Origin of the sequence: Burkholderia pyrrocinia, assembly GCF_022809715.1 — a bacterium.
Lineage (GTDB): Bacteria > Pseudomonadota > Gammaproteobacteria > Burkholderiales > Burkholderiaceae > Burkholderia > Burkholderia pyrrocinia_C.
In genome coordinates this window covers 111546-136407 of the sequence record NZ_CP094459.1, presented here as the reverse complement: position 1 = coordinate 136407, position 24862 = coordinate 111546, and the positions used below count along the sequence as shown (strand labels likewise).

The following is a 24862-nucleotide window of genomic DNA, read 5'->3' as shown; positions in this document are numbered from 1 at the left end:
CCGGCACTCCGCGGCCGCGCGAAATCACCCGAATCGGCCAAACGGCCGACTTCCACACATCCCGATCACGTTTCAAAATCTTTCCGACGAATGAATCGTCATGCGCGGTATCTGCCGCGCGGTGCGTTTTCTCACGTGTAAATCGGCAATTCATCGCGCCCGATACGCGTGAAAAACGCGCCGTATGCATATGATGAAAACGCTGCGGAAAATATGGGTAAAAATGACCTTTTTCAGGACCCCGAAAACAGCAAAAAATCCCGGAAAGCCTTATCTGGCGGGCGTTACAACCTGAAACACTTTGTTACCGCGATGGGTCGGTAATTCGCCCACAATGGCCTCAACGGTTTCAACACGGATGCGGTCTCGTGTGCCAAGTGTGAGCGGACGCGAAGCGCTGCGAGCCAGTCGGTCACGTACCGAAGCCCTTCCCAGGGGCATCCCTGTTGGAGTCGTTTCCGGCCCCCCGCCGGACTCGGTTTCATCTTTGGTCTCCTCGCGCTAACCCCGTAGCGTGTGGTTTTTAGCGGGCTAATAAGCCCGCTTTTTTTCGTCCATCGAAAACGCAACGGCCCGCAGGCCGCCGCGTTTTTCCGCCGCCGGGCCGCAGGCCAACTTACGCGGTCTTCTGCACGTCGAGCTTCAGTTCCTCGATCATCCGGTCGCGCATCACGAATTTCTGCACCTTGCCCGTCACCGTCATCGGCAGCTCGTCGACGAAGCGGATGTAGCGCGGAATCTTGTAGTGCGCGATCTGCCCGTTGCAGAACGCGCGCACGTCGTCCTCGGTCATCTGCTCGTCCGCGCGCAGCACGATCCACGCGCACAGCTCCTCGCCGTATTTTGCATCGGGCACGCCGAACACCTGCGCACTCTGGATCTTCGGATGCCGAAACAGAAATTCCTCGATCTCGCGCGGATAGACGTTCTCGCCGCCGCGAATCACCATGTCCTTCAGCCGGCCGACGATGTTGCAGTAGCCGTCCGCGTCGAGCGTCGCGAGGTCGCCCGTATGCATCCAGCCGTCGACCAGCACCTCGCGCGTCTTCGCGTCGTCGTCCCAGTAGCCGAGCATCACCGAGTAGCCCTTCGTGCACAGCTCGCCCGTCGCGCCGACCGGCGCGATGTCGCCGCTCGGATCGACGATCTTCACTTCGAGATGCGGCTGGATGCGGCCGACCGTCGTCGTGCGCTTCTCGAGCGGATCGTCGGTCGAGCTCTGGAACGACACCGGGCTCGTCTCCGTCATCCCGTATGCGATCGTGATCTCCGACAGGTGCATCTGCGACACGACGCGCTTCATCGTCTCGATCGGGCACGGCGAGCCGGCCATGATCCCCGTGCGCAGCGTCGACAGGTCGAATGTCGGGAACTCGGGGTGATCGAGCTCGGCGATGAACATCGTCGGCACGCCGTGCAGCGCGGTGCAGCGTTCGTCGGCCACGGCCGCGAGCGTCGCGACCGGGTCGAATGCTTCGCCCGGGAACACCATCGCCGCACCCTTCGATACGCACGCGAGTACCGCGAGCACCATCCCGAAGCAGTGATACAGCGGCACCGGGATGCAAAGCGAATCCTGCTCGGTGAAGCGCATTGCCATCGCGATCGAGCGCGCGTTGTTGACGACGTTGCGGTGCGTGAGCGTCGCGCCCTTCGGGCTGCCCGTCGTGCCGCTCGTGAACTGGATGTTGATCGCGTCGGAGGACTCGAGCGTCGCGCCGATCGCATCGAGCAGCGCGGGGTCGACGGCCTGGCGGCCGCGTGTCATCACGTCCGCGAAACGGAACATGCCGGCCGGCGCGACGTCGCCCATCGACACGACCGTACGCAGGCTCGGCACGCGTGCCGCCTGCAGGTCGCCCGGCGTCGCGGTCGCGAGCTCCGGCGCGATGGTCTGCAGCATCTCGACATACGCCGACGACTTGAAGCGCTCGGCCGCGATCACGGCCTTGCAGCCGACCTTGTTCAGCGCGTATTCGAGTTCCGACAGCCGGTAGGCCGGGTTGATGTTGACGAGCACCGCGCCGATACGCGCGGTCGCAAACTGCGTGAGCAGCCATTCGCTGCGGTTCGGCGACCAGATGCCGACGCGGTCGCCCTTCACGATCCCGAGCGCGGCGAGGCCGGCCGCGAGCACGTCGACCTCGTCCGCGAATTCGCGCCAGGTCCAGCGCACCTGCTGCTCGCGGAACACGACCGCCGGACGGTCGGGAAAGCGGCCGGCGGTATCGCGCAGGAACCTGCCGATCGTCGCTTCGGATAGCGGCACGTCGGTCGCGCCGCGCACATACGACAGTCCGTTTTCGGGCGCGATCAGCGCCCCCACGCCAAGGTCTGCTGCCATGAATGTCTCCGTCTTTTTTGTCTGATCGGACCGCGGGCGCTTGCTGCGCCCGCCTCCGTCGCCACACTCGCGACGGGCGGCCGGACTGCGGATGATGACGCGCTCCGCTGACGACACTCTGACATCAATTCGCGGCGGACGGATGAAATAGCACGACCGGACGAAACACCGCGGCACGCAAAGGACAGGCGAAAAAAAAGCAGCCCGAAGGCTGCTTTCCTTTCGCGGGATACGCGGCGCGGCTCAGTGCCGGCTGCGGATCTTCGCCAGACGCTGGATCGCCTCGAGCTGCGCCATCGCGGTCGCGAGCTCGGATTGCGCCTTCGCGAGGTCGAGATCCGACTTCGCGTTCTGCAGCGTTTCCTCGGCACGCTTGCGCGCTTCCTCGGCTTTCGCCGCGTCGAGGTCCTTGCCGCGGATCGCGGTATCGGCGAGCACCGTCACGGCGCCCGGCTGCACTTCGAGAATGCCGCCCGCGACGAACACGAATTCGTCGTTGCCGCCCTCGACTTCGATGCGCACCGCACCCGGACGAATCCGCGTGATCAGCGGCGTGTGGCCCGGCAGAATACCCAGCTCACCCGTTTCGCCCGGCAGCGCGACGAATTTCGCCTCGCCCGAGAAGATCTGCTCTTCCGCGCTGACGACGTCTACTTTGATGGTTGCCATATCGACTCCTGTCGACGGGAGTTAGCGCTTTAGCGCTTACTCCCGTCCCATGCCGCGGTTGGCAAGAGTTGGCGCTTCAGCGTCTACTCTTGCCCCGCGGCGGTCGACCGGAGTTAGTGCTTCAGCACTTACTCCCGCCCCATGCCGCGGTTGGCAAGAGTTAGCGCTTCAGCGCTTACTCTTGCCCTGCGGCGGTCGACGGGAGTTAGCGCTTCAGCGCTTACTCCGATCACATGACCCTTACTGGATCTTCTTGGCCTTCTCGAAGGCTTCGTCGATCGTGCCGACCATGTAGAACGCCTGTTCCGGCAGGTGGTCGCACTCGCCGTCGACGATCATCTTGAAGCCGCGGATCGTTTCCTTCAGCGGCACGTACTTGCCCGGCGAGCCCGTGAACACTTCAGCAACGTGGAACGGCTGCGACAGGAAACGCTGGATCTTACGTGCGCGCGCGACCGACAGCTTGTCTTCCGGCGACAGTTCGTCCATGCCCAGAATCGCGATGATGTCGCGCAGTTCCTTGTAGCGCTGCAGCGTCTGCTGAACGCGACGGGTGATCGAGTAGTGCTCTTCACCGATCACGTTCGGGTCGATCTGGCGCGACGTCGAGTCGAGCGGGTCGACCGCCGGGTAGATACCCAGCGAAGCGATGTCACGCGACAGAACGACGGTTGCGTCCAAGTGGCCGAAGGTCGTAGCCGGCGACGGGTCGGTCAAGTCGTCCGCAGGGACGTACACGGCCTGGACCGACGTAATCGAGCCCTTCTTGGTCGACGTGATGCGCTCTTGCAGCTTGCCCATTTCTTCAGCCAGCGTCGGCTGATAGCCCACTGCCGACGGCATACGGCCGAGCAGTGCCGACACTTCGGTACCGGCCAGCGTGAAACGGTAGATGTTGTCGACGAAGAACAGCACGTCGAGGCCTTCGTCACGGAAGTGCTCGGCCATCGTCAGGCCGGTCAGCGCGACGCGCAGACGGTTGCCCGGCGGCTCGTTCATCTGGCCGTACACCAGCGCGACCTTGTCGAGAACGTTCGAGTCCTTCATTTCGTGGTAGAAGTCGTTCCCTTCACGGGTACGCTCGCCCACGCCCGCGAACACGGAGTAACCGCCGTGTTCCTTCGCGATGTTGTTGATGAGCTCCATCATGTTGACGGTCTTGCCCACGCCAGCACCGCCGAACAGGCCAACCTTGCCGCCCTTTGCGAACGGGCAGATCAGGTCGATGACCTTGATACCCGTTTCGAGCAGTTCGGTCGACGGCGACAGTTCGTCGAACGCCGGAGCCTTCTGGTGGATCGAGCGCGTGTGTTCGCTCACGATCGGGCCGGCTTCGTCGATCGGACGGCCGAGCACGTCCATGATCCGGCCGAGGGTCGGCTTGCCGACCGGCACCGAGATCGGATTTGCCGTGTTCTTCACGGTCAGACCGCGGCGCAGGCCGTCGGATGCACCCAGACAAATGGTGCGGACCACGCCGTCGCCCAGCTGCTGCTGGACTTCGAGCGTCAGTTCCGAGCCATCGAGAATAAGCGCGTCGTAGATCTTCGGCATGCTGTCGCGCGGGAATTCCACGTCGATAACGGCGCCGATGCACTGTACGATCTTGCCTTCTACCAAAGCAGCAGTACTCATCGCTTTTCCTTTAAATACCTGATTCTTTACTCGCGCAAAGGCGCAGTTGTCGTCCGGGCGCGCGCTTAAACAGCGGCTGCGCCGCCGACGATCTCCGACAGTTCTTTCGTAATCGCGGCCTGACGGCTCTTGTTGTACACGAGCTGCAGTTCGCTGATCACCGTCTTCGCGTTGTCGGACGCGGCCTTCATCGCGACCATCCGCGCCGATTGCTCGGACGCCATGTTCTCCGCGACGGCCTGGTACACCAGCGCCTCGACGTAACGCACGAGCAGTTCGTCGACGACTGCCTGCGCGTCCGGCTCGTAGATGTAGTCCCACGACGTGGCCGGCGTACCGTCATCGGCCTCGAAGTGCTCCGACGACAGCGGCAGCAGCTGCTCGATCACGGCTTCCTGCTTCATCGTGTTGACGAAGCGCGTGTAAGCGATATAAACCGCCGACAGCTTGCCTTCCGAGTACAGGTCGAGCTGCGTCTTCACCGCGCCGATCAGCTTGTCCAGATGCGGGGTGTCGCCGAGGTGCACGACCTGCGACATCACCTTCGCGCCGAAGCGGTTCAGGAACCCGAGGCCCTTGCTACCGATCGCGGTGGCTTCGACCTTCTGGCCCTTCTCTTCCAGCTCCTTGAACTTCTGCACCGTCGCACGCAGCACGTTGGTGTTCAGCCCGCCGCACAGACCCTTGTCCGTCGTGACGAGGATGATGCCGGCCGTGTTCGTGCCGTCGTTCGCCACCATGAACGGGTGGCGGTACTCCGGGTTCGCACGGCTCATGTGCGCGGCGATGGCACGGACCTTGTCCGCGTACGGACGAGCAGCGCGCATGCGTTCCTGCGCGCGGCGCATCTTCGATGCGGCCACCATCTCCATCGCCTTCGTGATCTTGCGCGTGTTCTGCACGCTCTTGATCTTGCCGCGAATTTCCTTCATTCCAGCCATAGCTTGCTCCTTGACCGAAGCGGCGCGGGCGCATCAGCACCCGCGCGGCCTCAGTGTGTCACTCGCGGATCAATAGGCACCGGACTTCTTGAAGGATTCGATCGCCGAGCGCAGTGCGCCTTCGTCGTCCTTCGAGAGATCCTTGGTGTCTTCGATGCGCTTGATGAGGTCAGCGTTGCTGGTCTTCAGGCTTTCGCGCAGGCCCTTCTCGAACGGCAGCACTTGCTTCACGTCGAGGTCGTCGAGGTAGCCGTTGTTCGCGGCGTACAGCGACACAGCCAGTTCCCACACCTGCAGCGGCTGGTACTGCGGCTGCTTCAGCAGTTCCGTCACGCGGCGGCCGCGCTCGAGCTGCTTGCGGGTCGCTTCGTCGAGGTCCGATGCGAACTGCGCGAATGCGGCCAGTTCACGGTACTGCGCGAGGTCGGTACGGATACCGCCCGACAGCTTCTTCACGACCTTCGTCTGAGCGGCGCCACCGACTCGCGACACCGACACGCCGGCGTTGATTGCCGGGCGGATGCCTGCGTTGAACAGGTCGGTTTCCAGGAAGATCTGGCCGTCGGTAATCGAGATCACGTTCGTCGGAACGAATGCGGTCACGTCGCCTGCCTGCGTTTCGATGACCGGCAGTGCCGTCAGCGAACCGCTCTTGCCCTTCACTTCGCCGTTCGTGAACTTCTCGACGTACTCTTCCGACACGCGAGCCGCACGCTCCAGCAGACGCGAGTGCAGATAGAACACGTCGCCCGGGTACGCTTCACGGCCCGGCGGGCGGCGCAGCAGCAGCGAGATCTGACGGTATGCCCAAGCCTGCTTGGTCAAGTCGTCATAAATGATCAGCGCGTCCTGGCCGCGGTCGCGGAAATATTCGCCCATCGTGCAGCCGGCGTACGGTGCCAGATACTGCATTGCTGCGGAATCCGATGCCGTGGCGGCGACGACGATCGTGTATTCCATCGCGCCCGTTTCTTCGAGCTTGCGAACCACGTTCATGATCGACGAAGCCTTCTGGCCGATCGCGACGTAGATACAGATCAGGTCCTTGCCCTTCTGGTTGATGATCGCGTCGAGCGCCACCGCGGTCTTGCCGCACTGACGGTCGCCGATGATCAGCTCACGCTGGCCACGGCCGATCGGCACCATCGCGTCGATCGACTTGATGCCCGTCTGCACCGGCTGCGACACCGACTTGCGCCAGATCACGCCCGGGGCGATCTTTTCGATCGCGTCGGTCAGCTTCGCGTTGACCGGGCCCTTGCCGTCGATCGGGTTGCCGAGCGCATCGACCACGCGGCCGACGAGTTCCGGGCCGACCGGGACTTCCAGAATGCGACCCGTCGTCTTGACGACGTCGCCTTCCGAGATGTGTTCGTATTCGCCGAGAATCACCGCGCCGACCGAGTCGCGCTCGAGGTTCAGCGCGAGGCCGAACGTGTTGCCCGGAAACTCGAGCATTTCGCCCTGCATCACGTCCGACAGGCCGTGGATACGCACGATACCGTCGGTCACGGAGATCACGGTGCCCTGGTTGCGAACGTCTGCGCTCGCTTCAAGGCCCTGGATCCGGCTCTTGATCAGCTCGCTGATCTCAGAGGGATTGAGTTGCATTATTCGCTCCTGATAGTCAATTCTGTTGCGTGCCGGCGTGGCGCTCAGGCGGTCAAGGCAGCCTGCATCGATGCGAGGCGCGCGCGAACCGAGGTGTCGAGCACTTCGTCGCCGACCGTCACGCGCACGCCGCCGATCAGCGACGAATCGACTTCGACCGTCGGTTTCAGCTTGCGCTTGAACTTGCGTTCGAGGCCCGAGACGAGACTTTCGAGATCCGCGCCGTTCAGCGGGAACGCGCTCACGATCTCGGCGTCGGCAGCACCTTCACGTTCGTTCTTGAGCGCCTCGAACTGCTCGGCAATTTCCGGCAGCAGCGCGATGCGATGATTGTCGACCAGCATCTGCACGAAGTTCTTCGCTTCGGCGCCGGCCACGAGCGGCGACTTCACCGCAGCAAGCAGCAGCTCGGCTACTTGCGTGCGCGTCACCTTCGGGCTCGACGCGACCGACAGTACTTCCGGCAGACGCGCAACCTGGGCCAGCTCTTGCACGAGCGTGGACCAGGCGGCGATGTCACCGCCCTCGGCCACGCGGAACAGCGCTTCTGCGTAAGGGCGGGCGATGGTTGCAAGTTCGGCCATGATCAGAGCTCGGCTTTCAGTTGATTCAGCAGTTGGGCGTGGGCCGTTTGATCGACTTCGCGCTTCAGGATCTGCTCGGCGCCCTTCACGGCCAGCGAGGCGACTTCGCCACGCAGCGCTTCGCGCGCCTTCACGATTTGCTGTTCTGCTTCCGCCTTCGCCTGGGCGACGATGCGGGCGGCTTCAGCCTGGGCGTTGGCCTTGATTTCCTCGGCGACCGCCTGGGCACGCTTTTCAGCGTCGGCGATGCGCTGCTGGCCGTCGTTGCGGGCCTGCGCGAGTTCCTGGTCCACGCGCTTGTGCGCTGCGTCGAGTTCCGCCTTGCCCTTCTCCGCGGCGGCGAGGCCGTCGGCGATCTTCTTCGAACGTTCGTCGAGGGCGTTGATCAACGGCGGCCACACGAACTTCATCGTGAACCACGCGAGGACCAGGAACACGACCATTTGCGCAAACAGAGTTGCGTTGAGATTCACGGTGTTTCCTTATCTGCTATTCCGGAAAAATGAAACGGTAAGGCGCTCATCGAGTTGCATTCGATCAGCGCCCCAAGTCTCCGTTCCGCCCTGCGCCGGCTCACGCCGGACGCAAATTTCCGAGGAACCTTAGCCTGCGAGCTTCGACAGGAGCGGGTTCGCGAACGCGAACAGCATTGCGACACCAACGCCGATCAGGAATGCAGCGTCGATCAGACCAGCCAGCAGGAACATCTTCGTTTGCAGCGGGTTGATGAGTTCCGGCTGACGTGCGCAGGCTTCAATGTACTTGCCACCCATCAGCGCGATACCGATACAGGCGCCGATTGCACCCAGGCCGATGATGATGCCGATACCGATGGCGGTCAGACCCTGGATGTTGGCGATGTAAGCTTGCATGATCACTCCTTTGTGAAAAGACTTGGAACTGAGATTTAAAAAACTAAAACGAAGACTCTTTCTTGCACGCCGCGCTTAGTGCGTGTCGTGCGCCTGGCCGAGATACACCAGCGTCAGCATCATGAAAATGAATGCCTGCAACAGAACAATCAGGATGTGGAAGATTGCCCAGACGCTACCCGCGATCACGTGACCAACGAAGCCGAGGAACGTTGCGTCGCCACCGAAGCTCCACATGCTGCCGAGCAGGGCGATCAACAGGAACAACAGCTCACCCGCGTACATGTTGCCGAACAGCCGCATACCGAGGGAGACGGTCTTCGCGAGATATTCGACGATGTTGAGCGCGAGGTTCGGGATCCACAGCAGCGGGTGGGCACCGAACGGGGCCGACAGCAGCTCATGCACAAAGCCGCCCGCGCCCTTGATCTTGATGCTGTAGTAGATCATCAGGACGAACACGCCGAGCGCGATGCCGAGCGTGCCGTTCAGGTCGGCCGTCGGGACGATGCGATGGTGGGAAATCACGTCCGACAGACCGAGCAGGCCGATGACGCGGCCCGGCAGGTCGACGGGGAGAAAGTCGAGGGAGTTCATCAGCGCGACCCACACGAACACCGTGAGGGCGAGCGGAGCGATGAAGGTGCGATTGCCGTGGACGATGGCCTTCGACTGGTCTTCGACCATTTCGACGAGCATCTCGATCGCGCACTGGAAACGGCCCGGCACGCCCGACGTCGCCTTGCGGGCGGCCAGACGCAGCAGGAGGATCGTCACGATGCCGCATACGATCGACCAGAACAGCGTGTCGAGATTCCAGACGTGGATGTCGAAAATCGACGTCTGATGCGAGGTGGAGAAATTCTGCAAGTGGTGCGCAATGTACTCGGACGGATCCGGACCGCGCGTGCCTTCGCTAGCTGCCATATCGTTAATGCCACCCAAATTGTCGAAAATCGTTTTGCCTGTTCCGCAACACGCTATTGCGGGAACGGGCCGGTGCGGTTCGTTGTCGAAACCGCACGCTGCTTGTTGCTTACCGCCAGGCCAGTGCGATCCAGTACGTCTTCAGCACGACGAGGTACGTGACGAGGAACGGCACCCAGTGCACGCCGGCCCAGCCGAACGCCACTGCTGCGAACATCCCGATCGTCAGGCCGAGCTTCAGGGCTTCGCCCATCACCCAGCTCATCACGGTGGCCGAACCACCTGCCTTCAGTCGTGCCACGAACAGCGCACTTGGTACCCAGCCGATCGCTCCACCCAGAAACGCGGATTGCGCAGCGGCGCCCGGCGACTTCGAAAACAGCCACCACGCCAGCGTTGCAACCAGGGACAAGACCACTTGCGCGATCACCACCTTGTAGGGGGTCACGCGCGAGGGCTTGCTCACGTCCGGGCCGAACAGCCTCTCGGCTTCTGCCCGCGTGAGCGGAACGATGTTGTTATCTTGTTGCTCGGCATCCCAGTCATCGTCGGATTCGCGCCGCTCGCCGGCCGCCGAAGCGGTGCGTTGCGTGCGCTGATCATCGTGCCTGTCGTCCGGCGCCTGACCCGCCATCGCAATCTTCCGCAAAATCCTTGAACCCGGCCCCAAGCTTTCCGAAAGCTTTCAGGGGTGCCTAGCTAACAAATCCGGGCGATTGTAAGCGATAGTTGCAAGTGATTCAAGGCTTTAGACGCGACAAAAACCTGCGTAAAACGACGCCTCATCATGTGAAAAACACGCGATTCGACGACGTACGATGACAGTTGTAAGGTCGAATTTTTGCACCGGTATTTCTTGCTCGAAAAATGTCCGGTGATGGTAGATGGCGTGGAAGCGATGCCCGACGCGGGCTCGAACGAAGCGGCACGATCGCCGTCGAAAAACCGCTGTGAAGCAGCTGCCCGGAACGACTCGGCCCGACACCCGGGACAAGCAAAACACTGTGGCCGGTCAACCGTGCCCGATGCACGAAATTCGATCGGATGCCGACGCGTCGAATCATCCAATCAGTTGTCGCACCACCACAGGCGATCGACTGTGAATCGCAGCCCTTATCAACAGCCTCGCAATCATCGCGAACGTCGCGCCCCCTCCCCGCCACTCGAACGGCACGCCAGTGCCGCACGCATCCGCAACGCTCAACCGTGCACGAGCAGCCACGCGCCGAGTGCCGCGCTCACGAGCGCGAACGGAATCGAGACCAGGTGGAACGGCAGCCACATGCGCGGCTCCTTCGCGAGACGCACCGCGATCAGGTTCGCGAGCGAACCGATCGCGAAACCGAAACCGCCGACCGATACGCCGAACGCGAGCGCACGCCAGTCGTGCGTGAATTCCGATAGCAGGATCGCGGCCGGCACGTTGCTGATCCCTTGCGACAGGACGGCACCGGCCGCAAATACGCGCAGCGGCGAATCGAGACGCGCATGCGCAATCGCGTCGTGAACGACGGGCAGCGCAGCCGCGCTGCGCAGCACCACGAACATCAGGACGAAGATCAGCAGCAGCAGCCAGTCGATCTTCAGGACTGCGTCACGTTTTACGACGAACAGCACGATCGCGACCGCCACCAGACCCGGCAGCGGATGGTGCGCATCGGCGAGCAGCACGAATGCCGCGAACAGCACCGCGGCGATCAGCGCGTGCATGCGCTGCACGGGCAATGCGACGACGTCGCCGGACAGGTCGAGCGGTTTTGCGCGAAACGCGCACGCGGTCAGCGCGAGCAGCAGCGCCATCAGCGCGATCGCGAGCGGCCCGAGCGTGACCACGAATCGGCCGAACGACATGCCGCTCAATTGCCACAGGAATAGATTCTGAGGATTGCCGAGCGGCGTCGCGACGGACCCCGCGTTGACGGCCAGCGCGACGACAATCACGAGCCGCCGGAACGGCAGCGGCGTCAGCGCGCGCAACGACACCATCAACGGCACGACGACGAACAGCGCGACGTCGTTGGTCAGCCACATCGACAGCACCGCCGCGAACACGACGAGCAGCATCGCGAGCCCGCGCTCGGAATGCACGTGATGCACGATGCGGTGCGCGAGCCACATCAGGCAGCCGGACAACTCGAGCGCCTTGGTCAGCATCAGCAGGCCCGCGAGCGTCGCGACCGTCTGCCAGTCGACGCGGCCGGCGAGTACGGAAAATGGTTGCGGACGCACCCATTGCAGCACGATCAGGCCAAGCACGAGCACCGATAGCACGGGCTCCTGCGCAAGCCATCCGAGCCACCGGCGCGGCGCCGGTGCGCCCGTCTCAGTCATCGCCAACTCGTTACTCTTCGGTCGCTACGTTGCCGCGCAGCCGCGCGAGAATGCCCTCGAGCGCATCGAGGTTGCCGAAGTCGATCATCACCTGCCCTCGCCCGCGGCGGCCGAGCTTGATCTTCACCGTCGACGCGAGCAGGTCAGACAACTCCTCCTCGAGACGGCGCGTGTCGCGGCCGCCGTCGTCCTTCGCGCGAGCCTTCACGGCGGGCGCTTCCTTCGTCGTATGTGCGACGAGCTTCTCGGTTTCGCGCACCGACATGCGCTTGTTGACGACCTGATGGGCGAGCGTGATCTGCGTTGCCGCATCGACCGCGAGCAGCGCGCGCGCGTGCCCCATGTCGAGATCGCCGGCCAGCAGCATCGTCTGCACCGGCGAAGCGAGGTTCAGCAGGCGCAGCAGGTTCGACACCGCGCTGCGCGAACGGCCGACCGATTCGGCCGCCTGTTCGTGCGTGAAACCGAACTCGTCGAGCAGGCGCTGGATGCCGTGCGCCTCTTCGAGCGGGTTCAGATCCTCGCGCTGGATGTTCTCGATCAGCGCCATCGCCGCGGCGGCCTGATCGGACACGTCCTTCACGAGCACCGGCACTTCGTCGAGGCCTGCCAGGCGCGCCGCGCGGAAACGCCGCTCGCCCGCGATGATCTCGTATTTGTCTGATGAAATAGGCCGTACCAGGATCGGCTGCATCACGCCCTGCGCGCGAATGCTTGCCGCGAGCTCCTGCAGGCTGCCTTCGTCCATCCGCGTCCGCGGCTGGTACTTGCCGGCCTGCAGCTTGCCGAGCGCGAGCGTGTTCGGTGCGCCTTCGATCTTCACCGCTTCGGTGATATCGGCGCTGCCGCCGAGCAGCGCTTCGAGGCCACGTCCCAAGCCCTTCTTCTTTGGTACCGCGTTCATGTCTTTCTTCCTCGCTTCGCTCATGTCCGGATCACGACACCTCGAACGCGCGAACGCGTTCAATCATCTCGGCACCGAACTGCAGATACGCTTGCGCACCGCGCGAGCTGCGGTCGAACACGACGCCCGGCAGCCCGTAACTCGGCGCTTCCGCCAGGCGCACGTTGCGCGGAATCACCGCGTCGAACACCTTGTCGCCGAAGTGCGCTTTCAGTTGATCGGAGACTTGCTGCTGCAGCGTGATGCGCGGATCGAACATCACGCGCAGCAAGCCGATGATCTTCAGGTCGCGGTTCATGTTCGCGTGAACCTGCTTGATCGTATTGACGAGGTCCGACAACCCTTCCAGTGCGAAGTATTCGCACTGCATCGGGATCACGACGCCATGCGCCGCGCACAGCCCGTTCAGCGTCAGCAGCGACAGCGTCGGCGGGCAATCGATCAGCACGAAGTCGTAGTCGTCGGCAACGTGCTCGAGCGCCGCCTTCAGCCGGCGCTCGCGGTTGTCGATGCTGATCAGTTCGATCTCGGCACCGGACAGCTCGCGGTTCGCGGGCAGCACGTCGTAGGTGACGCCTTCCGGACGCACGCGTGCATCGGTCACCGACACGCCGTCGACCAGCACCTCGTACACGGTCGATTCGCACGCGGCCTTGTCGATCCCGCTGCCCATCGTCGCGTTGCCCTGCGGGTCGAGATCGATCAGCAGGACTCGTTGCTCCTGCGCTGCAAGGCTTGCGGCGAGATTGACCGATGTCGTCGTCTTGCCGACGCCCCCCTTCTGGTTCGCAACGCAGAAGATCTTTGCCATCGTTGGTGTGTTCCCTTTACCTTCAAACAAACGGCGCGTACCGCGCGCCTTCATTTCGCTTCGTCGACGGCCACTTCGATCAGATGCCGCTCGGCATCGAGCATCGGCACCGTCAGCCGCATCGTCTGCTTCACACGGCTGCCTTCCGGCAACCGTGCAATCTCGTCGTCCGGGTGTACGCCCTTCATTGCCCAAATCGATCCGCCCGGCGCGACCAGATGTCGAGCAAGTTTAACGAAGTCGGACAGATCAGCGAAGGCGCGGGATACGATCATGTCGAATTTTTCCGGCACTTCGACGCCCGGCTGCAGCAATTCGACCCGCCCGGTGACCACCGACAGGTTCGCGAGCTTCAGTTCCGCGCGCATCTGCGTCTGGAATGCCGACTTCTTCTGCACGATATCGTTCAGCGTGACCTGCCAGTCCGGCTCGACGATCGCCAGCACGATCCCGGGCAACCCGCCGCCCGAGCCGACGTCGAGCACGCGGGCCGACGCGCGGCCACGCAGATGCGGGACGATCGAAAGCGAATCGAGGATGTGCTGGATCAGCATCTGCTTCGGGTCGCGGATCGCGGTCAGGTTGTAGACCGCGTTCCACTTGCCGAGCAGCGCGACATAGTCGAGCAACTGGTTGCGTTGTGCATCCGTCAGGGTGAGGCCGAGCGCCGTCGTGCCGTCGACGAGCATCTGTTCCAGTACGTCCCGATTAACCGCCGGCGCGCGACGCGCCGTCATTGTTGCGTCGGGACGGCGCCGTCCCCCTGCTCCGTTGCCTCTGCGGCAGTGCCATTACGGCGGCCGAGGCCGCGGCGCTTCAGGTGCACCATCAGCAGCGAGATCGCCGCCGGCGTGACGCCCGAAATGCGCGACGCCTGCCCGATCGTTTCCGGCCGGAACTCGTTGAGTTTCTGACTCACCTCGAACGACAGGCCGCGCACTTCGCGGTAATCGATACCGTCCGGCAGACGCGTGCTCTCGTTCGCGTCGTTGCGTTCGATCTCGGATGCCTGACGCTCGATATAACCCTGATACTTGATGCCGATCTCGACCTGCTCCTTGATCTGTTCGAGCAGCACCGGATCGTCGGCGAGCGGCTCGGCCGGGCCGCATTCGCCGCCTTTCAGGCCGCACACGCCGTCGTAGCTGACGCCCGGACGGCGCAGCAGCTCGGCGAGGCTGTATTCATGATCGATCGCCTTGCCGAGCAGCGCGGTCGCCTCTTCCGGCGGCAGCGTCTTCGGCGTGACCCACGTCGATTTCAGGCGTTCGGTTTCACGTGAAACAGCGTCGCGTTTCCGGTTGAATGCGTCCCAACGCACGTCGTCGACGAGGCCCAGTTCGCGGCCGATCTCGGTCAGGCGCATGTCGGCGTTGTCTTCACGCAGGCTCAAGCGATATTCGGCGCGGCTCGTGAACATCCGGTACGGCTCGGCCACACCGCGCGTCACGAGATCATCGACCAGCACGCCAAGGTATGCCTGGTCGCGGCGCGGGCACCATGCGTCCTTCTCCTGCACGTAGCGGCCCGCGTTGAGGCCGGCCAGCACGCCTTGCGCGGCCGCCTCTTCATAGCCGGTCGTGCCGTTGATCTGGCCCGCAAAGAACAGCCCGTTGATCGCCTTCGTCTCGAGCGATGCCTTCAGCGCGCGCGGGTCGAAGTAGTCGTACTCGATCGCGTAGCCGGGGCGCAGGATATGCGCGTTCTCGAGGCCGCGCATCGAATGCACGAGCTCGAGCTGGACGTCGAACGGCAGGCTCGTCGAGATCCCGTTCGGGTAGAACTCGTTGGTCGTCAGCCCTTCCGGCTCGAGGAAGATCTGGTGCGATTCCTTCGATGCGAACCGGTGGATCTTGTCTTCGATCGACGGGCAATAACGCGGCCCGACGCCTTCGATCACGCCTGTATACATAGGCGAACGGTCGAGGCCGCCGCGAATGATGTCGTGTGTGCGCTCGTTCGTGTGCGTGACCCAGCATGGCAACTGCTGCGGATGCTGCTCTGCACGGCCCAGGAACGAGAACACGGGGATCGGATCGAGGTCGCCCGGCTGCTCGTCCAGCTTCGAGAAGTCGATCGTGCGGCCGTCGATACGCGGCGGCGTACCGGTCTTCAGGCGGCCCTGCGGCAGCTTCAGCTCCTTCAGGCGCGACGACAGCGACACGGCCGCCGGATCGCCCGCGCGACCGCCCGTATAGTTGTTCAGGCCGACGTGGATCTTGCCGTCGAGGAACGTACCGGCCGTCAGCACGACCGCGCGAGCGCGGAAGCGGATGCCGATCTGCGTGACGGCGCCCACCACGCGGTCGCCCTCGACCATCAGGTCGTCGACGGCCTGCTGGAACAGCCACAGGTTCGGCTGGTTCTCGAGCCGGTGGCGGATCGCGGCCTTGTACAGGATGCGGTCGGCCTGCGCACGCGTCGCACGCACGGCCGGGCCCTTCGACGAATTGAGGATCCGGAACTGAATACCGCTCTCGTCCGTCGCCGCGGCCATCGCGCCGCCCAGGGCGTCGACTTCCTTGACCAGATGGCCCTTGCCAATGCCGCCGATCGACGGATTGCAGCTCATCTGCCCGAGCGTTTCGATGTTGTGGGTCAGCAGCAGCGTCTTCGCGCCCATTCGGGCGGACGCCAGCGCCGCTTCCGTGCCGGCATGACCGCCACCGACGACGATGACGTCAAATTCTGTGGGAAAAAGCATGGTGGATTCCGTACGCAGGGCTGCGCACGAACCTATCAGAGAAATGTATGGGCCGAATTATAGCGGGTTCGCTTTTCACTCGAAGGCCGTCCGAATGGTAGGGTCCGTTCATTTAGGCGTTTTTTCGACTGTGGATGAATGAATTCGTGGGGTCGCGCCTTCTGCAGCAAGGCTCTGGGCCGGAATGGCGCACATCGTCGTGGCTGTGCAAAAAACAGATCAGCGTGGAAATGGCCCGCAGAGGACAGACCGACATCGATTCCTGTGGCCGGCGCGACAACCTTGGCGCCAGATCCTGTGCCACCGCCTCCTCACAGACTTCCCTGTTATTGGTCCGGCACTTATCCCCCGAGATTCGACACGTCGTCAGCCTGTGCAGAGACCCATGCGCCAGGAATCTGTGGACACATTACCCACCGCCACCACACAGAACTTCCGACTATTCCCCCGACACTTATCCCCTGGCCGCAAACCACCGGCCATCGAGACATTACTCCAACCCCACAAACAAAAACGGCGTGTTTCACGTGAAACACGCCGTCCGTTTCCCGCCAACCGCCGCGACTATCAAGCCGTCTTCTTCGCCAACCCGAGGTACGTTTCGATCACGCGCGGATTCTGCGCAAGTTCGGCCGCCGGCCCTTCCAGCGCAAACTCGCCCGTCTCCAGCACATAACCGTAGTCGGAGATCTGCAACGCGGCCCTGGCGTTCTGCTCGATCAGCAGCGTTGCAACGCCCGTACCGCGCAACGCACTGATGATATGAAAGATCTCCTTCACGATCAGCGGCGCGAGCCCGAGGCTCGGCTCGTCGAGCATCAGCAGGTCGGGCTTGCCCATCAGTGCGCGGCCGACCGCGAGCATCTGCCGCTCGCCGCCTGACAGCGTGCCGGCCGCCTGTTTGCGCCGCTCCCTCAGCCGCGGAAACAGCGCGAACACGTGATCGAGCTGGTCGAGGAAGTTCGATTCACCAGCTTGCTTGCGCCGATACGCGCCCAGCACGAGGTTGTCCTCGACCGTCATCGTGCTGAACAGCTCGCGCTTTTCCGGTACGAGGCACATCCCGCGCGCGACCCGCTGCTCGACCGGCAATGCGCCGACGTCGTTGCCGCGATACACGACCGCGCCCGACGCATGCCCGGTCACCGGCAGCGCGCCCATGATCGCGTTCAGCAGTGTCGATTTGCCTGCGCCGTTCGGGCCGATCACGCTGACGATCTGCCCCGCACCGACCTTGATCGCCGCGCCGTGCAGCGCCTCCACTTTCCCGTACCGGACTGCCAGCCCGCGCACGTCGAGAATCGGCATCGTCGTGTCCGTCATCACTCCACCCCGCCCAGATACGCTTCGAGCACCGCCGGGTCCTGCTGCACGTCCTGCGGCAGACCTTCCGCGATCCGCGTGCCGAACTCCATCACCACCAGCCGGTCGGTGAGGTTCATCACGAAGTCCATGTCATGCTCCACGAGCAACACGCTCATGCCTTCCGCCTTCAACCGTCGCAGCAGGTCGGCGAGTTGCTGCTTCTCCTGGTAGCGCAGCCCGGCGGCCGGCTCGTCGAGCAGCAGCAGCGTCGGGTCGCAGCACAGCGCACGCGCGATTTCGAGAATCCGCTGCTGACCGAGCGCAAGGCTGCCCGCTTCGTCGTACATGTGCTTTTCGAGCCCGACGCGACGAATCTGGCGTGCCGCTTCGGCCAGCAACTGCGCTTCTTCGTGTGCATTGAGCCGCGCGATGCTGCGCCAGACACCGGTATGGCCGCGCAGATGCGCGCCGATCGCGACGTTCTCGAGCACCGTCATCGCCGGCAGCAGCCTCACGTGCTGGAACGTGCGACCGATGCCGCGCCGGACGATCTGGCGCGACGTGAGCCCGTCGATGCGTTCGCCGCGGAACGTGATCGCGCCGCCTGTCGGTTTCAGCACGCCCGTCACGAGGTTGAACGTGGTCGACTTGCCGGCGCCGTTCGGGCCGATCAACCCGATGATCTGCCCTGCTTTCACGTCGAAGCTGACGTCGTTGACGGCCACGAGCCCGCCGAACTGCTTGCGTGCGTTGTCGACGACGAGCAGCGGCTCGCCGGCCGCGGGCTTCGCGCGCTGCGGCAACGGTTCGGCGTGCTCGGGCACATGCGCACGCGGCCCACGCGGGAACAGCCTCGCGACGAACGGCCACACGCCCTGGCGCGCGTACTGCAGCAGCAGCACCATCAGCACGCCGAACACGATGATCTCGAAGTTGCCTTCCGAGCCGAGCAGCTTCGGCAGCAGCGTCTGCAGGTAGTCCTGCAGCACGGTGAGGATCGCTGCGCCGAGCACCGCGCCCCACACGTGCGACACGCCACCGACCACGGCCATGAACAGGAATTCGATCCCGTGGTTCAGGCCGAACGGGGTCGGGTTCACTGCGCGCTGCAGGTGCGCGTACAGAAAGCCCGACACAGCTGCGAGCACGGCCGCATAGACGAAGATCACGACGCGCATCCATGCGGTGTTCACGCCCATCGCCTCGGCCATCACGCCGCCGCCGCGCAGCGCGCGGATCACACGGCCCGGCCGGCTGTTCAGCAGGTTCTGCACCGACACGATCGCGGCCAGCACGACGGCCCAGATCAGGAAATACAGGCTGCGGCCGCTTTCGAGCGTGATGCCGAACAGGTTCAGCGCCGGAATCCCGTTGATCCCGTCGTACTTGCCGAGCAGTTCGAGGTTGCCGAACAGGTAGAACAGCGCGAGGCCCCACGCGATCGTGCCGAGCGGCAGGAAGTGCCCGGACAGCCGCATCGTGACCACGCCGAGCACGAGCGCGACGAGCGCCGTCAGCACGACGCCGACGATCAGCGCGAGCCACGGCGACACACCGTAGCGCGTCGTCAGGAACGCGGTCGCATACGCGCCGATGCCGACGAACGCGGCCTGCCCGAAGCTCGTCATCCCGCCGACGCCCGTCAGCAGCACGAGCCCGATCGCAACGATCGCATAGAGGCCGATGTAGTTGAGCAGCGTGATCCAGTACTCGGGCACCTGCAGTGCGCCGGGCAGCACCGGCAGCGCGAACAGCACCACGAGAAACACCCAGAAGGTCTTGTTGCGTACCATCGTCTTCATCGCGTCACTCCTCTTCCTCTTCCGCATGCGGCGTCACGAAGCTCCGCCACAGCAGCACCGGAATGATCAGCGTGAACACGATCACCTCCTTGTATGCGCTCGCCCAGAACGACGAATACGATTCGAGCACGCCGACGAGCAGCGAGCCGGCGGCCGCGAGCGGATAGCTGACGAGGCCGCCGATGATCGCGCCGACGAAGCCTTTCAGGCCGATCAGGAAGCCCGAGTCGTAATAGATCGTCGTCAGCGGGCCGACGAGGATCCCGGACAGCACGCCGAGCCCCGCCGCGAACGTGAACGCGAGCCGCCCTGCTTCGGTCGTGCCGATGCCGACGAGCTGCGCGCCGAGCCGGTTCACCGACGTCGCGCGCAGCGCCTTGCCGGCGATCGTGCGGCCGAAGTACACGTACAGCGCACCGATCAGCACGAGCGCCGTGACGACCACCAGGATGCTCTGCACCGACACCGTCATGCTGCCGATCGACAGCGACGCATCCGAGAATCCGTTGGTGCGCGAGCCTTCCGCACCGAACATCACGAGCCCGAGGCCGACCATCGCGAAATGGACGGCGACCGACACGATCAGCAGCAGCAGCGTCGTGCCCTCGGCGATCGGCTGGTACACGAGCCGGTAGACGAACGGCCCCATCGGCACGACGATCGCAAGCGTCAGCGCGATCTGCGCGAGCATCGGCATCGGCTGCACGGCAAAACTGCGCGTGATCGCGAACACCGCTAGCGGCAGCAGGATGTAGCGGCTGCCGAGCGTCGCGAGCGTGCGGCCGAGCTGATGGCGCCGTTCGCGATGCCGGATCAGGCCGCCGACTTCGAGCAGGAAGCACGCGACGCCCATCACGAACAGCAGCCAGCAGGTGGCGGGAAATTTCTGCGCCTGCAACGCCGCAAGCGTCAGCGCACCGTAGGCGACGAATTCGCCCTGTGGAATGAAGATCACCCGCGTGACGGAAAACACCAGCACGAGCGCCAGCGACAGCAATGCATAAATGGCGCCGGTCGTGATGCCGTCTTGCGCGAGGATCGCCGCAATCGAGAGATCCATACGTGTCTTGTATCGAGAATGCTGCGGAAAAACGGCGACGGGAACAACCGGCGCGCACGGACGGCAAGATCGGCGCGTCGGCGCGCCACGCGGCGAGCCCCGGTGGTTCCAGGCGGCACGGGCGCGGCCCGTCAGGCCCGGCGCCCTGCCACGGCGTGCACGGCGCCGTTCGCGCCGCGCACGCCGGTTTCACGTGATACTTACTCGGCCTGCAGCTTCCACTTGCCGTCGGCGATCTGCACCATCACGCGTGCACGCGTGTCGAAGCCGTTGTGATCGGTCGACGTCATGTTGATCACGCCGTGCGACACGGGCAGATCCTTGACGCTTTCGAGCGATGCGCGCAGCGCCTCGCGGAATGCCTCGCTGCCCGGCTGGCCCTTCTTCAGCGCCTCCGGAATCGCGCGCTGCAGCAGCAGCCCCGCATCCCACGCATGGCCGCCGAACGTCGCCAGCGAGCCCGCGCCGTAGGCCTTCTCGTATGCGGCCTTGTAGCCGAGCGCCGCCTTCTTCACCGGGTTCGAATCCGGCAGCTGGTCGGTCACGAGCACCGGACCGGCCGGCAGGATCTCGCCTTCGCAGTCCTTGCCGCACACGCGCAGGAAGTCGTTGTTCGCGACGCCGTGCGTCTGGTACACCTTGCCCTTGTAGCCGCGCTCCTTCAACGTCTTGGCCGGCAGCGCGGCCGGCGTGCCGGAGCCGGCGATCAGCATCGCATCCGGATTCGAGCCCATCAGCTTCAGCACCTGCCCCATCACCGATGCATCGGTGCGGTTGAAGCGCTCGTTCGACACGATCTTGAGGCCGTTCTTCTCGGCCGCCGCGCTGAACGTCTTGTACCAGCTGTCGCCGTACGCATCGGCGAAGCCGATGAAGCCGACCGTCTTCACGCCGTGCTTCGCCATGTAGCCGGCGATCGCGTCGGCCATCAGCTGGTCGTTCTGCGGCACCTTGAACATCCACGCGCGCTTCGCGTCCATCGGCGCGATGATCTGCGCGCTCGCCGCGAGCGAGATCGTCGGCGTCTTGCCCTGCGACACGGGGTCGAGCATCGCGAGCGAATTCGGCGTGACGGACGAACCGATGATCGCGTCGACGTGGTCTTCGTCGATCAGCTTGCGCACGTTCTGCACCGCGCGGCTCGTGTCGGACGCATCGTCGAGCACGATGTACTGCACGCTCTTGCCCGCGATTTCCTTCGGCAGCAGCGCGATCGTGTTCTTTTCCGGAATCCCGAGCGACGCGGCCGGCCCGGTGGCCGACAGCGTCACGCCGATCTTCACCTGCGCCGACGCCGTAGCCGCCGCGCACACGAGGCCAGCGGCAAGCACGGCCTCCATCCATCGATTCATCTTCATTTACGTTGTCTCCAAACGCTGCTCGAAAAATCCGCGGGTCGCTCGGGCGGCTCCCGTTTCCCAAACAAGTTAATAATTTAACTATCTCTAATTGCCGCGCCTACGCTCGTTTTCCCGTGAAACGCCGCCACCGCGACAGGATCCCGACAGCGCGGCGCATGCACGTGCGCGTACATCGCGGCCGACACGTTCGTTCGACTGCCACGATGCGCAGCAGCAGTGTCGCCGGGATGAAGAAGGCAAAGAAATGCGGGATCGCGCGGGCAATCGATGCGTGCGCAACGATCGCCGGAAGGTGCGCCGGCCAGGCTCGGCCCGGCCACGCGCGCCCGCGGCGAAAGATCGGACAAGCGGCGGTTCATGCCGAGACGGGTGCGAGCGCAACGACCGGCGAAGGCGCCATGCCGGCGAATCGCGCCGGAACGCGCGTACCGGCCGCAGGACGGCTCGGGAAGGCCGGGAAATACCGCGATGCGCACCCAATGACGAACGAGCGGCGCCAGCCGCCCTTCCTGCCCCGGTCCATCGTCCTGCGCTGCTCATCCAACCGTACTCCCTCTTCTGCATTGTGCTTGTAGGAGAACTGCCGACCGATTTTCCCGACCGCGCGGTCGGCGAAAGCCAAGTGTAACGGACGCGTTTCGCGCACGCCAACCGGGTAAGCCCGGACAGCCTGCGCATCGCAACACGCCGTCTGCGACCGGATTGCGGGAAAGGGAAAAGCGGGGGACGCGGCGAAGCGCGGAAAAGACGCGATGCGAACGCAAGCGCGGAATACGGCAATTGCGCAGGCCGATGCACCATCGGTGGAAATCCGTGCACGCAAATGAAAAAGCGCTGTTGGATTCCGTCCAACAGCGCTTTGGGGTCCGGGCACTTTGTGCCTCGATTGTCTCCTCGTTCTCCACCTGCAAATTCGTTTCGCGGTGCATCAGAACTGAAGTGAATCTTAAAGAGGCTTAAGCACCACGGCAACTTAGCATTTACCCCTATGGTGCATCGCCGCACGAAAATGGGGCACCAGCCTGCCGCGCGGCACCGTCTCGAGCCCGCTGCAGCGCCGTTCCGGAGCGCGCCGGATGGTGCTTCGCATCAACGTGCGGCGACGCATGCGGCACACGCTCAGGACGCCCTGAGCGGCTTGATCCGCGCGACCATCTCGCCGACGATGCCGCGCCGGAACGCGAGCACGCACGCGATGAAGATCAGCCCGGTGACGATCGTCGTCGATTCGCCGAGCGAATGGAACCACGCGACGCCCGTCGTCGACGCGAGCCATTCGCCGATGTCGCCGAGCCGGTCTTCCAAAGCGACGATCAGCGCCGCGCCCAGCAATGGCCCGAACAGCGTGCCCATCCCGCCGACGAGCGTCATCAGCACGACGAGGCCCGACATCGTCCAGTGCGCATCGGAGAGCGTCTCGAAGCCGAGCACGAGCACCTTCAGCGAGCCGGCCAGCCCCGCGAGCGCGGCCGACAGGATGAACGCGAGCAGCTTGAAGCGGTCGGTGTCGTAGCCGAGCGAGATCGCGCGCGCCTCGTTCTCCTTGATCGCGACGAGCACCTGCCCGAACGGCGAATGGACGACCCGCACGATGAACGCGCACGCGGCGACGACCACCGCCAGCACGACGTAGTACAGCGTGACGTCGTTCGTCAGGTCGAGCAGCCCGAACAGGTGGCCGCGCGGCACGCCCTGCAGGCCGTCCTCGCCGCGCGTGAACGGCGCCTGCAGGTAGATGAAGTAGACCATCTGCGCGAACGCGAGCGTGATCATCGCGAAGTAGATGCCCTGCCGGCGGATCGCGAACAACCCGACGACGAGCCCGAGCAGCGTCGCGGTGACGGTGCCGACGAGCACGCCGAGCTCCGGCGTGAAACCGAGCGTCTGCATCGAATAGCCGGTCGTATAGCCGGCGGTCGCGAGGAACATCGCATGGCCGAACGACAGCAGCCCCGTATAGCCGATCAGCAGGTTGAACGCGGCCGCGAACAGCGCGAACGTGAGCACCTTCATCACGAAGACCGGATACGCGCCGATGAACGGCGCGGCGAGCAGTGCGGCGAGCAGCACGCCGTAGAGCACTTTTCTCTGCATCATTTTTCCTTGCCGAAGAGGCCCGCCGGGCGGAACAGCAGCACGATCGCCATGATCACGAACACGACGGTGGCCGACGCTTCGGGATAGAACACGCGCGTGAAACCCTCGATCACGCCGAGCATCAGGCCCGTGACGATCGAACCGAGGATCGAGCCCATCCCGCCGATCACGACCACCGCGAACACGGTGATGATCATCGGCTGGCCCATCAGCGGCGACACCTGGATCACCGGCGCGGCCAGCACGCCCGCGAACGCGGCGAGCGCGACGCCGAAGCCGTAGGTGAGCGTGATCATCATCGGCACGTTCACGCCGAACGCCTCGACGAGCTTCGGGTTCTCGGTGCCCGCGCGCAGGTACGCGCCCAGGCGCGTCTTCTCGATCACGAACCACGTCGCGAGACACACCGCGAGCGACGCGACGACGACCCACGCGCGATAGTTCGGCAGGAACATGAAGCCGAGGTTGGTTGCGCCGGAAAGCTGCGACGGCACGTCGTACGGCTGGCCCGACGCGCCGTAGATCGAGCGGAACACGCCCTCGACGACGAGCGTCAGGCCGAACGTCAGCAGCAGCCCGTACAGGTGATCGAGCTTGTACAGCCAGCGCAGCATCGAGCGCTCGATCGCGATCCCGAACGCACCGACGACCAGCGGCGCCAGCACGAGCATCGCCCAGTACGGCAGCCCGAGATACGACAGCCCCATCCACGCGAGCATCGCGCCCAGCATGAACAGCGCGCCGTGCGCGAAGTTGATCACGTTGAGCAGCCCGAAGATCACCGCGAGCCCGAGGCTCAGGATCGCGTAGAACGAGCCGTTGACGAGCCCGAGCAGCAACTGGCTCAGCATCGCCGGCAACGGAATGCCAAAGATTTCCATCGACTTAGCCGTCAGAATGAGTT

General features: G+C 64.1%; 21 protein-coding genes. All 21 read right to left on the bottom strand.

Annotated elements, in window-relative coordinates; translation table 11 throughout:
- Nucleotides 1–616: 616 nt before the first annotated feature.
- The 21 genes from MRS60_RS00610 to MRS60_RS00510 all read right to left on the bottom strand — a co-directional run bounded on the left by MRS60_RS00610 (nucleotide 617) and on the right by MRS60_RS00510 (nucleotide 24839).
- Nucleotides 617–2344, bottom strand: a complete 1728-nt coding sequence (locus MRS60_RS00610; protein WP_243565067.1) for an AMP-binding protein — start codon at nucleotides 2342–2344, stop codon at nucleotides 617–619.
- A 243-nt stretch (nucleotides 2345–2587) separates the two neighbouring features.
- Nucleotides 2588–3013 carry a F0F1 ATP synthase subunit epsilon gene (locus MRS60_RS00605; protein WP_006477288.1) on the bottom strand — a complete coding sequence of 142 codons (426 nt, stop codon included), beginning with the start codon at nucleotides 3011–3013 and terminating at the stop codon, nucleotides 2588–2590.
- A 240-nt stretch (nucleotides 3014–3253) separates the two neighbouring features.
- The gene (gene atpD, locus MRS60_RS00600) at nucleotides 3254–4648 is read right to left on the bottom strand and encodes a F0F1 ATP synthase subunit beta (RefSeq protein ID WP_034183838.1); all 1395 of its coding nucleotides are present in this window, start codon (nucleotides 4646–4648) and stop codon (nucleotides 3254–3256) included.
- A gap of 65 nt (nucleotides 4649–4713) precedes the next feature.
- The gene (gene atpG, locus MRS60_RS00595; RefSeq protein ID WP_034183837.1) at nucleotides 4714–5589 is read right to left on the bottom strand and encodes a F0F1 ATP synthase subunit gamma; all 876 of its coding nucleotides are present in this window, start codon (nucleotides 5587–5589) and stop codon (nucleotides 4714–4716) included.
- Between the two features lie 69 nt (nucleotides 5590–5658).
- Nucleotides 5659–7200: a F0F1 ATP synthase subunit alpha gene (gene atpA, locus MRS60_RS00590; RefSeq protein ID WP_034183836.1), complete on the bottom strand. Its 1542-nt coding sequence runs from the start codon at nucleotides 7198–7200 to the stop codon at nucleotides 5659–5661.
- A 44-nt stretch (nucleotides 7201–7244) separates the two neighbouring features.
- Entirely contained in the window at nucleotides 7245–7784 is a 540-nt protein-coding gene (locus MRS60_RS00585) for a F0F1 ATP synthase subunit delta (RefSeq protein ID WP_034183835.1), read from the bottom strand.
- Nucleotides 7785–7786: 2 nt separating this feature from the next.
- On the bottom strand, nucleotides 7787–8257 hold the full coding sequence (locus MRS60_RS00580) for a F0F1 ATP synthase subunit B (RefSeq protein WP_006751767.1): 471 nt from the start codon (nucleotides 8255–8257) through the stop codon (nucleotides 7787–7789).
- A gap of 129 nt (nucleotides 8258–8386) precedes the next feature.
- Entirely contained in the window at nucleotides 8387–8656 is a 270-nt protein-coding gene (gene atpE, locus MRS60_RS00575) for a F0F1 ATP synthase subunit C (RefSeq protein ID WP_006482730.1), read from the bottom strand.
- A gap of 75 nt (nucleotides 8657–8731) precedes the next feature.
- A complete protein-coding gene (gene atpB, locus MRS60_RS00570) occupies nucleotides 8732–9583 on the bottom strand; it encodes a F0F1 ATP synthase subunit A (RefSeq protein WP_034183834.1) in 852 nt (283 codons plus the stop codon).
- Between the two features lie 109 nt (nucleotides 9584–9692).
- On the bottom strand, nucleotides 9693–10217 hold the full coding sequence (locus tag MRS60_RS00565) for an ATP synthase subunit I (RefSeq protein ID WP_034183833.1): 525 nt from the start codon (nucleotides 10215–10217) through the stop codon (nucleotides 9693–9695).
- A 566-nt stretch (nucleotides 10218–10783) separates the two neighbouring features.
- Nucleotides 10784–11914, bottom strand: a complete 1131-nt coding sequence (locus MRS60_RS00560) for an SLC13 family permease (RefSeq protein WP_034183832.1) — start codon at nucleotides 11912–11914, stop codon at nucleotides 10784–10786.
- A 10-nt stretch (nucleotides 11915–11924) separates the two neighbouring features.
- Nucleotides 11925–12818, bottom strand: a complete 894-nt coding sequence (locus MRS60_RS00555; protein WP_034183983.1) for a ParB/RepB/Spo0J family partition protein — start codon at nucleotides 12816–12818, stop codon at nucleotides 11925–11927.
- A gap of 31 nt (nucleotides 12819–12849) precedes the next feature.
- The gene (locus MRS60_RS00550; RefSeq protein ID WP_034183831.1) at nucleotides 12850–13629 is read right to left on the bottom strand and encodes a ParA family protein; all 780 of its coding nucleotides are present in this window, start codon (nucleotides 13627–13629) and stop codon (nucleotides 12850–12852) included.
- A 50-nt stretch (nucleotides 13630–13679) separates the two neighbouring features.
- A complete protein-coding gene (gene rsmG, locus MRS60_RS00545; protein WP_243565066.1) occupies nucleotides 13680–14366 on the bottom strand; it encodes a 16S rRNA (guanine(527)-N(7))-methyltransferase RsmG in 687 nt (228 codons plus the stop codon).
- On the bottom strand, nucleotides 14363–16333 hold the full coding sequence (gene mnmG / locus MRS60_RS00540; RefSeq protein WP_243565065.1) for a tRNA uridine-5-carboxymethylaminomethyl(34) synthesis enzyme MnmG: 1971 nt from the start codon (nucleotides 16331–16333) through the stop codon (nucleotides 14363–14365). The genes rsmG and mnmG overlap by 4 nt, the downstream gene beginning before the upstream one ends.
- 567 nt (nucleotides 16334–16900) lie before the next feature.
- A complete protein-coding gene (locus MRS60_RS00535; protein WP_131946230.1) occupies nucleotides 16901–17656 on the bottom strand; it encodes an ABC transporter ATP-binding protein in 756 nt (251 codons plus the stop codon).
- Nucleotides 17656–19440, bottom strand: a complete 1785-nt coding sequence (locus MRS60_RS00530) for a branched-chain amino acid ABC transporter ATP-binding protein/permease (RefSeq protein ID WP_243565064.1) — start codon at nucleotides 19438–19440, stop codon at nucleotides 17656–17658. Before MRS60_RS00530 ends, MRS60_RS00535 begins: the two co-directional genes overlap by 1 nt.
- Before the next feature lie 4 nt (nucleotides 19441–19444).
- On the bottom strand, nucleotides 19445–20500 hold the full coding sequence (locus MRS60_RS00525; protein WP_243565063.1) for a branched-chain amino acid ABC transporter permease: 1056 nt from the start codon (nucleotides 20498–20500) through the stop codon (nucleotides 19445–19447).
- A gap of 200 nt (nucleotides 20501–20700) precedes the next feature.
- Nucleotides 20701–21858: an ABC transporter substrate-binding protein gene (locus MRS60_RS00520; RefSeq protein ID WP_034183826.1), complete on the bottom strand. Its 1158-nt coding sequence runs from the start codon at nucleotides 21856–21858 to the stop codon at nucleotides 20701–20703.
- 1122 nt (nucleotides 21859–22980) lie between these two features.
- Nucleotides 22981–23955 carry a branched-chain amino acid ABC transporter permease gene (locus tag MRS60_RS00515; RefSeq protein WP_034183981.1) on the bottom strand — a complete coding sequence of 325 codons (975 nt, stop codon included), beginning with the start codon at nucleotides 23953–23955 and terminating at the stop codon, nucleotides 22981–22983.
- Nucleotides 23955–24839 (bottom strand): branched-chain amino acid ABC transporter permease, encoded by an 885-nt coding sequence (locus tag MRS60_RS00510; RefSeq protein WP_034183825.1) that lies wholly within the window; start codon nucleotides 24837–24839, stop codon nucleotides 23955–23957. Before MRS60_RS00510 ends, MRS60_RS00515 begins: the two co-directional genes overlap by 1 nt.
- Between the last annotated feature and the right edge of the window lie 23 nt (nucleotides 24840–24862).